Source organism: Faecalibacillus faecis, from assembly GCF_003024675.1.
Taxonomy (GTDB): Bacteria; Bacillota_I; Bacilli_A; order Erysipelotrichales; family Coprobacillaceae; genus Faecalibacillus; species Faecalibacillus faecis.
In genome coordinates, this window is the sequence record NZ_PYLP01000003.1 from 248,654 (window position 1) to 260,353 (window position 11,700).

General features: G+C 30.2%; 10 protein-coding genes and 1 pseudogene. 9 read left to right on the top strand and 2 right to left on the bottom strand.

Translation table 11 applies throughout. From position 1 onward, the window contains the following. Positions 1-6 precede the first annotated feature (6 nt). Positions 7-1,341, top strand: a complete 1,335-nt coding sequence (locus tag C7U55_RS04665) for a PTS sugar transporter subunit IIC (protein WP_106987549.1) — start codon at positions 7-9, stop codon at positions 1,339-1,341. Positions 1,342-1,433: 92 nt separating this feature from the next. Here C7U55_RS04665 and C7U55_RS04670 read toward each other — a convergent pair whose 3' ends face one another. Then, on the bottom strand, positions 1,434-2,411 hold the full coding sequence (locus C7U55_RS04670) for a LacI family DNA-binding transcriptional regulator (RefSeq protein ID WP_106987550.1): 978 nt from the start codon (positions 2,409-2,411) through the stop codon (positions 1,434-1,436). 153 nt (positions 2,412-2,564) lie between these two features. On the opposite strand from C7U55_RS04670, the gene C7U55_RS04675 reads away from it, so the two are divergent. From C7U55_RS04675 to C7U55_RS04685, 3 genes are read left to right on the top strand one after another with little or no spacing between them, the layout of a single operon-like run. Then, the gene (locus tag C7U55_RS04675; RefSeq protein WP_106987551.1) at positions 2,565-3,914 is read left to right on the top strand and encodes an acyclic terpene utilization AtuA family protein; all 1,350 of its coding nucleotides are present in this window, start codon (positions 2,565-2,567) and stop codon (positions 3,912-3,914) included. 3 nt (positions 3,915-3,917) lie between these two features. After that, entirely contained in the window at positions 3,918-4,220 is a 303-nt protein-coding gene (locus tag C7U55_RS04680) for an AtuA-related protein (protein ID WP_106987552.1), read from the top strand. Then, complete coding sequence (locus C7U55_RS04685; protein ID WP_106987553.1) at positions 4,220-5,152, top strand: 3-hydroxyacyl-CoA dehydrogenase family protein; 933 nt, start codon at positions 4,220-4,222, stop codon at positions 5,150-5,152. The genes C7U55_RS04680 and C7U55_RS04685 overlap by 1 nt, the downstream gene beginning before the upstream one ends. A gap of 5 nt (positions 5,153-5,157) precedes the next feature. On the opposite strand, the gene C7U55_RS04690 is transcribed toward C7U55_RS04685, so the two are convergent. After that, complete coding sequence (locus C7U55_RS04690; RefSeq protein ID WP_106987554.1) at positions 5,158-6,015, bottom strand: LysR family transcriptional regulator; 858 nt, start codon at positions 6,013-6,015, stop codon at positions 5,158-5,160. A 109-nt stretch (positions 6,016-6,124) separates the two neighbouring features. Here C7U55_RS04690 and C7U55_RS04695 point away from each other — a divergent pair, with 109 nt between their 5' ends. The 5 genes and pseudogenes from C7U55_RS04695 to C7U55_RS04715 all read left to right on the top strand — a co-directional run. Continuing rightward, positions 6,125-7,843, top strand: a complete 1,719-nt coding sequence (locus C7U55_RS04695; RefSeq protein WP_106987555.1) for an ABC transporter ATP-binding protein — start codon at positions 6,125-6,127, stop codon at positions 7,841-7,843. Next, entirely contained in the window at positions 7,836-9,569 is a 1,734-nt protein-coding gene (locus C7U55_RS04700) for an ABC transporter ATP-binding protein (RefSeq protein ID WP_106987556.1), read from the top strand. The genes C7U55_RS04695 and C7U55_RS04700 overlap by 8 nt, the downstream gene beginning before the upstream one ends. Before the next feature lie 283 nt (positions 9,570-9,852). Next, a complete protein-coding gene (locus tag C7U55_RS04705) occupies positions 9,853-10,815 on the top strand; it encodes an Rpn family recombination-promoting nuclease/putative transposase (protein ID WP_162297406.1) in 963 nt (320 codons plus the stop codon). A gap of 223 nt (positions 10,816-11,038) precedes the next feature. Continuing rightward, positions 11,039-11,350 carry a DUF4351 domain-containing protein gene (locus C7U55_RS04710; protein WP_106987558.1) on the top strand — a complete coding sequence of 104 codons (312 nt, stop codon included), beginning with the start codon at positions 11,039-11,041 and terminating at the stop codon, positions 11,348-11,350. A gap of 152 nt (positions 11,351-11,502) precedes the next feature. Further along, a pseudogene (locus C7U55_RS04715) lies at positions 11,503-11,700 on the top strand (hypothetical protein); the annotation flags it as partial.

An 11,700-nucleotide genomic window follows, 5' to 3' on the forward strand; every position in this document is an offset into this window, starting at 1 on the left:
TCTTTTATGGAAAAACAAAATTCAGGATTTATGAATAAGTTTCAAGCAGTATTAGAAAAATATGTTGTTCCTGTTGCAATGAAAATTTCGCAACAAAGACATCTTGCAGCTGTTCGTGATGGACTTACAATTTTAGTTCCAGTAACTATTATTGGTGGGTTTGCAATTTTACTTGCAATGCCACCTGTGGATGCGACAGTTAAAGCAACGAATTTATTAACTTCATTTTTATGTGCATGGCGTGATTTTGCCGCTACCTATTCATCAACATTAATGATACCTTATAACTTAACAATTGGAGCAATTTCAATTTATGTCGTTTTAGGGGTTGCCTATCGTTTATGTAAATATTATAAAATGGATACCATTTCTAATTTAATTACAACAATTTTAGTTTACTTATGTGTTGCAGGTATTCCTACAGCCTATACAGTAGGTGATGCAACTGTAACAGCTATTCCTCTTACAAATATTGGCGCAAGTGGAATGTTTACAGCTATTTTAGTAGCTATAGGAGTTATTGAAATTAACCATTTCTTTATTAAAAAGAATCTAGTAATTCGCTTACCAGATTCAGTACCACCAAATGTTGCAGCACCATTTAATGTATTAATTCCTGGTATTGCTAGTCTTGTTTTCTTTATGGGAATTGATGGATTGTGCCACATACTTATTGGTACAGGATTCTCTGGATTGATTTATGCTATTTTCCAACCATTATTATCAGCAACAGGATCACTACCATCTATCATTATTATTAACTTATTAATGACAACATTCTGGTTCTTTGGAGTTCATGGGGGAAATATGTTAGGAGTTGTTGTAACTCCTGTGACAACTGCAGCACTTGCATTAAATGCTGAAGCTTATGCAGCAGGAAAAGAATTACCATGTATTTTTGCCGGAGCATTCAATACAGTTTATGGTGGATATATTTCATATATGGCAGTTGTTCTTTGTTTATTATTCTTTTCTAAAGCATCACAATCAAAATCAATTGCTAAAATTGCTGTTGTTTCAACAGCGTTCAATATTAATGAACCCGTTATCTTTGGATTACCAACAGTATTAAATCCATTTACACTTATTATCTTCTATATTTGTAATAACTTAAATGTTGCTATTGCTTATGGTCTTATGAGTAGTGGTTTCTTGGGAAAATTCTACATATCATTACCATTTACAGTTCCAGGACCACTTCAAGCTTGGTTGGCATCAATGGATATTAAAGCAATCTTTGTTTGGTTTGGATTATTAGTATTAGATGTTATCATTGCTGCACCATTTATGAAAGCCTATGATAAACAATTACTTGCCGAAGGAGAAAATGCAGAAGCATAAGAAATATAATGTTAAGAAGCCTATAGTGGGCTTCTTTTCTATTAAAAAGGGCAAGAATTTTATTATTTAAAAATCTTGCCTTAAATAATATTTTATTTTAAAGACTCTCTTACAATAGTTTGTGGTTCAACTGATTTATTAATAATTAAAGATTGACTAAATAGTTGATTTAAAACATGAAGACATTCTCCTGCCATCTTTTCTAACGGTATTTCAATAATACTTAATGAAGGATTTAAAAATGCATCAACATGTGTAAGTCCATTCCCAATAGAAACAATCTCAATATCATCAGGAATAACTATATGATTTTTATAACAATAATGCATGATTCCTGCAGCAATCATATCACTTGCAGTATATAAAACATCAAGATTCTTAAAATCAATACAAGAAGCTAAAGAATATCCACTTTCAATAGAATTCTCTGTAACTGTATACTCTTGAATGGAATGGTGTGTTAATAAATCTACTAAATGTTGATCCCTTACAGACATTCCTTTAAAAGCATAGGGTGCTTTAATTATACCAATATTATTCTTATCCTTTATCAAATGATAAATCTTTTCAGCAATAAGAGAATCATCAACAGAGACACTACTATAACCAACAAGTTGTCTATTATATAAAACAATAGGGAACATTGGATTAAGTGAAGATAAATACTCTAAATCCTTTTCACTTGAATTTGCGATGATTGCCCCATGGAAGTTAGATAACTTCGTTAATGCTTCTTCTTTACATAATTGATTATTTTCATAGGTATAAATAATAATATCAAAATTATAATTTGATTTCTTTATAGCTTCGTGTAAACCGTCCAAAAATCTCGCTAACATAACACCTCTAAAATCTGTTGTCCAAAAAAGGGCAATCGTTTTTTTTGTATCTGCGAGACGTAGTTTCTTTGCGGAAAGATTAGGTTGATAATTAAGTTCTTTCATCGCATTGAGTACTTTTTCTTGGGTTTCTTTAGATATTTTTCTTTCTTTACTTTTTCCATTAATAATAATGGACACGGTACTTATAGATACCTGTGCTTTTGCAGCAACATCTTTAATACTTGCCATCGTGTTCACCTCGTTAACATCATAACAAAACCTATCTTTAAAAACAAGCAATTAGTAAAACGTTGTACTAAAATACATAAATCCTATTGACACATTATTAGTAAAACGTTATACTTGATTTCGAAGTAGAACGTTTTACTAATAGGAGGACATATGAAAACAGTAAGAATTGGTAGTGGAGCAGGTTATGCTGGAGATCGTATTGAACCTGCCATTGATTTAATAGAAAAAGGGAATTTAGATTATATTATTTTTGAATGTTTAGCAGAAAGAACAATTTCATTAGCCCAAAAAGCAAAAATGGAAGATCCTAAAAAAGGATACAATGCATTATTTGAATATCGTTTTGACCGCATTTTAGAGGCTTTAAAAGAACATCATGTTAAAGTGATTACGAATATGGGGGCTGCAAATCCTTATCATGCTGCTCTTAAATGTCAAGAAATGGCGAAAGATAAAGAGCTAAAAAATTTAAAGATTGCTTATGTAGAAGGTGATGATGTTTCTTCTAAATTAAATGATTATCAAGATTATGTCACAATTGAAACAAAGAAACCTTTGTCAGCAATTGATGGAGAAGTATTATCAGCTAATGGTTACATTGGTTGTTCTGGTATTGTTGAAGCATTAAAGAATGATGCGGATATTGTTATTACAGGAAGAGTTGCAGATCCTTCATTAAGCTTAGGACCTTTAGTTTATGAATTTGGATGGTCAATGGATGATTATGAAAAACTTGGAAAAGGAACATGGGTAGGACATTTATTAGAATGTGCTGGACAAGTTACAGGGGGATATTTTGCTGATCCTGGTTATAAAGATGTTCCTGAATTATGGAATTTAGGATTTCCTATTATTGAAGTGGATGAAAATGGTGATGGTGTTGTTTCTAAATTACCAAATACAGGTGGTATTGTAACAACAGAAACAGTTAAAGAACAATCGCTTTATGAAATCCAAGATCCAGAAAATTATTTTACACCAGATGTCATTGCTGATTTTTCAAAAATTACAGTTAAACAAATTGGTGAAAATGAAGTAAGAATTGAAAATGCTAGTGGTAAAGCACCAAATGGTTATTTTAAAACAAGTGTTGGTTATCATGACTGTTATATTGGTGAAGGACAAATTAGTTATGGTGGAAGTAATGCTTTAGCAAAAGCTAAACTTGCAAGAGAAGTTTTAGAACATCGTTTTGAAATGATTGGTTTAAAGGCAGAAGAAGTACGTTTTGATTACATTGGAGTTAATTCTTTATATAAAGATAGTATTTCAAATGAAATGGGACAATATATTCCAAATGAAGTAAGATTAAGAGTTGCTGCTAGAGTGAAAACAAAAGAAGAAGCAAAACTTGTTGGTAATGAAGTAGAAGCATTATATACAAATGGACCTTCAGGAGGCGGAGGTGCTGTTAAAACAATTAAAGATATTGTAAGTATTGCATCAATTTTAATTCCTAATGATCATTTTCATATTACAGTAGGATATATGGAGGTATAAGATATGTTATTAAAAGAAATTGCACATTCAAGAACAGGGGATAAAGGAAATATTTCAGTTATTTCTGTGATTGCTTATAAAGATGAAGATTATGATCTTATTAAAGAAAAAGTAACAGAAGAAAAACTAAAAGATTATTTTAAAGATATCGTACATGGTAAAATTACACGTTATGAAATGCCTACAATTAGTGCATTAAATTTTGTCTTAGAAGATGCTTTAGGTGGTGGCGTTACACGTTCTCTTGCCATTGATATGCATGGGAAAACATTGGGTAGTGCCCTTTTAGAAATGGAGATTGACTAATGGCTATTGAAAATATTGTTATTGCGGGTGCTGGAACAATGGGCTATTCAATGGCTCAAATCTTTGCAAGATATAATTATCATGTGACAATCTATGATCTAAAGGAAGAAGCACTTGAAACCGCAAAAAAGAGAATTAAAGAAAATACACAAATTTTATTACAAGAAAATGAAATCACAAATGATCAAGAAAAAGAAATTCATCAACATTTAAAATATACAACAGATTTAAAATGCTTTGAAAATTGTGATTTAGTTGTTGAAAGCATTATAGAAAACGTTGAAATTAAACAAAACTTTTATAAACAAATATCAAAAATTGTTAAAGAAGAGACGATACTTGCTACTAATACATCAGGAATTTCTATCAATACTCTAGCAAGTGCTGTTTATAAACCTGAAAGATTTATTGGTATGCATTGGTTTAATCCTTCTCACTTAATTCTTCTTATTGAAATTATCAAAGGAGATCAAACATTAGAAAGTGTTGCTCAAACAATTAAAGAATTAAGTCTTCATATTGGTAAAAAACCTGTTATTGTACAAAAAGATGTCTTAGGATTTGCAGCAAATAGAATTCAATTTGCTGTTTTAAGAGAAGCTTTATATCTTGTAGAACAAGGTGTTATTTCTAAAGAAGATATTGATTCTGTTATGAAATATGGATTAGGTTTTAGATACGCTTGTTTAGGTCCTCTAGAAGTGGCTGATTTTGGTGGATTAGATACTTTTTATCATATTAGTGATTATTTAATGAAGGATTTATGTAATGATACGCAAATTCCAAGTGAACTTGCAAAACTTTATGATGAAGGTCATTATGGTGTTAAGAGTCAACAAGGTTTTTATGATTATCATGAGGGAAAAGATCATGAAGCTATTAAACATAGAGATGATCAATTATTAAAACTTTATAATGCATTATATAAATAAGAGGTTCATTTTGAACCTCTTTTAAAACATTCCATAAATTCTTTTAATAAAATGGGAATACTTTCATTTTTTCTAGTAATAAAAGCAACACCAGTATAAAGACTTTTATCTTCTAATAAAGCATAAGTTAATGATGAATCGTAAGCTAAAGCAAGACTACACTGAGGAATGATAGCTACTCCAATACCACTATTGGCCCAAATAAGGGATGTTCGACTATCATCACATGTTACTTTTAATTGGATTTGTATTTGTTTATTTAAACAATAGTCATTAATTAAAGGAAGATATCTTCGATGAATAATCAGGGGTATTTTTTTTAAATCTTCCATTTTAGAAATCTTTTCTTTAAAGAATTCTTTTTTACCGATGGTAACCATCGGCTCTTTTTCTAAATAATAAGTATTAACTTTAGAAGTATCGAAAGGGGTTCTAACAATACCTAAATCAATATTATGAGATAAAAGTAAATCAAGAATTTCATAAGTTGATCCTTCATAAATAGCAAATTGAACATGTTGATTGGTATCAACAAATTTGCTTATTTTGGCTTGTTGAATAAGGCCACTATTAGAAGGTGTAATACCAATTCGTAAAACATCTTGATAAGATTGTTGAAGTTCATTTTTCGTGATTTCTGTTAAATCAAGAATTTGCAAGCATCTTTTATAAAATTGTGTTCCGGCATCTGTTAGTTCGATTTGTTTATTTCCTCTTTTTAAAAGAATAACTCCAAGTTCTTCTTCTAATTGTTTAAGTTGCATAGACAAAGGTGGTTGTGCCATGTGTAAAACTTTGGCGGCTTTAGAAATAGTTCCTTCCTCTACAATTGTTTTAAAATACTTCATTTGTCGAATATCCATCATAATTCTCCTTTAAACGCAAATATATATAATTGATATAATTACTATACAATATATATATTTTACATATATATAAATCTTATCATATAATACCTTCGAGGTGAAGAAAGTGAAACTATTAAAATATGCTAAAGAATACAAATTTTCAGCAACAATTGGATTTTTATTTAAAATCTTTGAAGCTGTTTTAGAATTATGTGTTCCAGTTGTCATGGCTTCTGTCATTGACAAAGGGATTGGTAATAATGATCCTTCCTATATTTTAAAATGTGGACTTGTATTAATTGGACTTGCCGTATTTGGGTATTTATTTGCCTTGGTTTGTCAATGGTATGCATCTTTGACATCACAAAGTGTGGGAACACAATTAAGAAAGGATATGTATCATCAAATCAATACATATGATGATGCCAATTTAGATACATTAACAGCACCATCATTAGTAACAAGATTAATTAACGATGTTGTACAAATACAATTAGCGGTGGCGATGACCATTCGTCTTACATCAAGAGCACCGTTTTTAATGATTGGTTCGCTTTTTATGGCATTTATGATCAGTGGATCATTATCAATGATCTTTGTTGTTGGAGCAATCATTCTTGCGGTATCAATGTTTTCGATTACAATTATCTCGATGCCTTATTTCTCACGCATTCAAAAATTACTTGATAAAATTGCATTGATTGCTCGGGAAAACTTAAAAGGTGTACGTGTTATTCGTGCTTTTTCAAATCAAAATCATGAAATTAAACGATTCAATAAAGAAACAAAAAATCAAAAAGATGAACAAGTAAAAGTTGGAAAGATCCAAGCTTTATTAAATCCTTTTACTTATTTAATCGTTAACTTTGCCATCATTATTATAATTTATGCAAGTGGTTTTCAAGTAAATATAGGAAGTTTATCTCAAGGTGAAGTTATTGCTTTAGTCAACTATATGAATAGTATCTTACAAGCATTGATTGTCTTTGCAAATGTTTTATCGATTTATAATAAAGCAACTGCAAGTTATCAAAGAGTATTTGAAGTCTTAGAAACAAAACCTAAAGTAGAAGATCAAGGGGTTTATGAGACACTGACACCTATTGAAAATATGATAGAATTTAAAAATGTGAATTTTGGTTATCTGCAAAAAGATGTTCTCCATGATTTATCTTTTACAATTAAAAAAGGTGAAACAGTGGGCATTATTGGGGGAACAGGTGCTGGTAAATCAACACTTGTCTCTTTGATTGGTAGAAACTATGATACAAGAAGTGGGGAAATTTGGATTGCTGGTAAAAGAATCCAAGATTATAAACTCGCACCCCTTAGAAAACATATTAGCTATGTTTTACAAAATACTTCTTTAATTTCAGGAACAATTAAAGAAAATATTTGTATGTCTAAACCTTATCAAGCAGATATCATGAATCAAGCTTTAGAAGTTTCACAAGCTAAAGAATTCGTAAGTAATCTTTCAAAAGGAATTGAAAGTCCTGTTGTTCAAGGTGGTAAAAACTTCTCTGGTGGACAAAGACAACGTTTAACTATTGCCAGAGCACTTTATAAACAAGCAGATATTCTTGTTTTGGATGATTGTTCAAGTGCCCTTGATTATGCAACGGATGCAGCTTTACAAAAACAATTACAAGAATTAAAAGAAATGACAAAGATTATTATTTCACAAAGAACAGCCTCTTTAAAAAGATGTGATCGTATTATGGTTTTATATCATGGGGAGCTTGTTGGCTTTGATAGTCATGAGCAATTATTAAAAGATTGTCAGGTATATCAAGAAATTTATGAATCTCAAAATAGTAAAGAAGGTGAAACAAATGGATAAAAAGACAATAAAAAGCTTATTAAGCTATTGTAGTCCTTATAAATTTTTAATTATTTCACTTACTGTATTATCTATTGTTTCAGTTATTTTTACACTTCTTACACCAGTTTTATTAGGGCAAGCTATTGATTTATTAGTAGGTAAAAATCAAGTTGATTTTCAAGGATTATTTAATAAATTAATTTTTATTGGTGTTGTTGTACTAATTATTTCATTGATTCAATGGATCATGGGGCAAATTACCAATACCATTACGTATAATATTACGAATGATTTAAGAAACAAAGTTTTTGATCAAATTCAAGTACTTCCTTTAAAATATATTGATGGGACAAGTCATGGAGATATTTTAGGGAGATTAATTAATGATATTGATTTAATTGGTCAAGGTTTATTACAAAGTTTTACATCATTACTTACAGGGATTGCGACAATAGTGGGAACAATCTTAATTATGGCTTATATTCATTTTTCAGTGGCTGTGATTGTTGTTGTACTTACACCCCTTTCTTTACTTGTAGCGTCTTTAATAGTAAAAAGAACACATTCTTATTTTCAAGAACAACTTGCTATTCGTGGAGAAATGAATGGTTTTTGTGAAGAAATGATTGGAAATCAAAAGATTGTCAATATCTTTGATTATCAAGTTCAAAATGAAGAAAAATTTAATGAAATCAATGAACGTATGCATAAAAGTGGGGTTATTTCTCAATTCTATGGGGCTTTAATTAACCCAACAACACGTTTAGTTAATAGTATTGTTTATGCTGCTGTTGGTATTTATGGTGCTTTTCAAGTATTAAATGGTTCATTTACAGTTGGTATTCTTTCAAGTTTTTTAACGTACGCTAATCAATATACAAAGCCATTTAACGAAATTTCTTCTGTTATGTCAGAAATGCAAACAGCAATAGCCGCAAGTCAGCGTGTTTTTGCTTTATTAGATGAAGAAACTATTCAAGAATTAAGTACATCAAAAATTATTGAAAATAAGCAAGGCCATATTGTCATTGATCATCTAAATTTCAGTTATGATCCTAGTAAACCACTTATTCAAGACTTTAACTATGAAGCAAAACCAGGAACAATGACTGCTATCGTAGGAAAAACAGGTTGTGGAAAAACAACTTTAATTAACTTACTTATGCGTTTCTATGATCCACAAAAAGGAAAAATTACAATTGATGGTGTTGATATTGAAGAAATGAACCGAGATGCTCTAAGAAAAATGTATGGAATGGTTTTACAAGATAGTTGGTTGTTTAAAGGAACAATTAAAGAAAACATTGCTTATGGAAAACCAGAAGCTACTGATGAAGAAATTATCGAAGCGGCTAAAAAAGCGAGAGTTCATAAATATATCATGTCACTTCCTCAAGGATATGATACGGTAGTAGAAGAAGATGGAGGAAATATGTCACAAGGACAAATGCAACTTGTTTGTATTGCGCGTATTATGTTGACACATCCACCTATGCTGATTTTAGATGAAGCAACAAGTTCCATTGATACCCGTACAGAATTGCAAATTCAAAGAGCATTTGATGAAATGATGAAAGGAAGAACAACATTTATTGTTGCGCATCGTTTATCAACGATTAAAAATGCGGATAAGATTATTGTCATGGACCAAGGACATATTGTTGAAGTAGGTAATCATGAAGAACTTCTTCAAAAACATGGTTATTATCATCAACTTTACTATAGTCAATTTGCGACAGAATAATATGACGAGACTTTATGATGAAAATCATAAGGTCTTTTTCTTTGGACTAAACGTCCATTGAAGAAGAAAAAGAGGAAAGCTAAAATGATAATAGAATATTTGTCTCAAAAAAGTACCTTTTTGTATAAATTCGATACATTTTTGACACAAATTTGAGACAAATTGTCTTTGATACCATGATATAATACAGATACAGTAGAACTCCTTACAAAAAAATATATAAAACATCTAAAAAAGCGATGAAAACACAAATATAAAATCGGTAAGTAAGGAGGAATGAATTGTGGTAACTACTCAGATTTCAAGTGACAGTGCTTGTAAAAAACTGTTTAGAAATAATCAAAGGTTTGCCGCATTTTTCAATGCAATCATGTTTGATGGAAAACAAGCCATTGATTATAAAACACTTCAACACCAGGAAAACGATCAATCGACATTCATTGATGAAGCTTTAAAAGAAAAAATAGATATCAAAAGATATCGAGATATGGTAAAGAAAGTATCTATCAATGCGAACTTATGTATTTTGGCAATTGAACATCAAAGTGCGCAGGATACCAAAATGGCTTTACGTATAGCGATATATGATATTTTAGGTTATTACAATCAGTTAGAAAATGGAAAGAAGATTGTACCGACGTTAACTATTGTCTTTTATACTGGAGAAAAAGAATGGACAGCGCCAACATCACTTCAAGGGATGATGAAAGATATTCCAACAGAACTACAAGGTCATTTAAATGATTGGAAATTTGAAGTTGTTTCTTTAAAGGATATAGATACATCAAAAATAAGTGATAGAGATATGAAAGATTGTATAGAGATGTCAAAAGAAATGTTTGCAGGAAACTATGAAGGATTAATGCAAAACAAAATCATCAATAGAGAGATGATGTTGATTGCAGGGGCATTTACGCACACAGACATTAAAGAAGAAGACTTACCAGAAGGAGATGAAATCAACATGTGTGAAGGAATGGACAGATTATTCCAAAGATTTGAAAATCAAGGAATGGAGAAAGGAGAAACAATTGGATTTAAAAAAGGTGAACGTTCTGGAATTGAAAAAGGAAAACGAGAAGAAAAACAAAATACTTTAAAAGACCTACTTAAAGTAAAACTAGGAACTTTATCAAGGCCTTTAGAAAAACAACTTACAAATACATCGCTAGAAAAATTAAATCAACTTACATTAAATATATTTAATGTAACAAATGAAGAAGATGTTTTAAAAATTATTAACTAGAAAAATGGTTGATATCAAAAAAATGCAAGAAAGACTTTATAATCAAAGTTATAAGGTCTTTTTTCTTTGGACTAAACGTCCATTGAAAGAAGAAGTAGAAAAAATAAAATAAGTGTAGAGGTAGTGATGAAAGAAAGTATTTAATAATTAAAAATTTTAAATATCACTATCAAAAATTAAAGAAATGAAAACATAGATTATAAGTCGTAACGAGGAGGAAACAATGGAAGATAAAATTTATTTTGCCATACATATGAATCATTTTTTATTTTATGATGAACCAATTATTAAACCAAAAGATGTACCTGATGGAAATGAGATAAACATGGGTAAAGCAATAGATTATGTAGAAAAAAGACTGCGAGAAGTAGAAATACAAGATATTTTAAAAGCCCAACTTAAAGTAAAATTTGGAGATATATCTAATAATTTGGAAGAACAAATTACAAATGCATCGATAGAAAAATTAAAAGAGCTCACATTAAATATATTTAATGTAACAAGTGAAGAAGATGTTTTAAGAATTATTAATTAAAAACAAAGTTCGAGCGAACTTTGTTTTTGTTTTCTATAAATACTCTTTATATGAGAGTGTAAAATAAACTGTGTAAGTCAGGGGCGCGCGACCTGATGAACACAGTTTTTATTTTGTCTATGTTATAATTAGGAGGAAATGAGGATATGAACATGACTAGAAATAAACGTGACCCTAAAAAAGTTGCACTCGCGCAGGCAATCATTGATGCCTATAATCCAAACTCTGTTGAAGATATGAACGATGCTCTCAAAGATCTATTTGGGCCTTTATTTGAATCAATGCTTCAAGGTGAAATGAATAATCATCTTGGCTATGAATCCAATGATAAAGGTATCAAACAAACAGAA

Excerpts from the sequence above, each read along its gene's own strand:
- C7U55_RS04665 (WP_106987549.1), top strand. The coding sequence starts at position 7 with ATGGAAAAACAAAATTCAGGATTTATGAATAAGTTTCAAGCAGTATTA.
- C7U55_RS04670 (WP_106987550.1), bottom strand. The coding sequence starts at position 2,411 with ATGGCAAGTATTAAAGATGTTGCTGCAAAAGCACAGGTATCTATAAGT.
- C7U55_RS04675 (WP_106987551.1), top strand. The coding sequence starts at position 2,565 with ATGAAAACAGTAAGAATTGGTAGTGGAGCAGGTTATGCTGGAGATCGT.
- C7U55_RS04680 (WP_106987552.1), top strand. The coding sequence starts at position 3,918 with ATGTTATTAAAAGAAATTGCACATTCAAGAACAGGGGATAAAGGAAAT.
- C7U55_RS04685 (WP_106987553.1), top strand. The coding sequence starts at position 4,220 with ATGGCTATTGAAAATATTGTTATTGCGGGTGCTGGAACAATGGGCTAT.
- C7U55_RS04690 (WP_106987554.1), bottom strand. The coding sequence starts at position 6,015 with ATGGATATTCGACAAATGAAGTATTTTAAAACAATTGTAGAGGAAGGA.
- C7U55_RS04700 (WP_106987556.1), top strand. The coding sequence starts at position 7,836 with ATGGATAAAAAGACAATAAAAAGCTTATTAAGCTATTGTAGTCCTTAT.
- C7U55_RS04710 (WP_106987558.1), top strand. The coding sequence starts at position 11,039 with ATGGAAGATAAAATTTATTTTGCCATACATATGAATCATTTTTTATTT.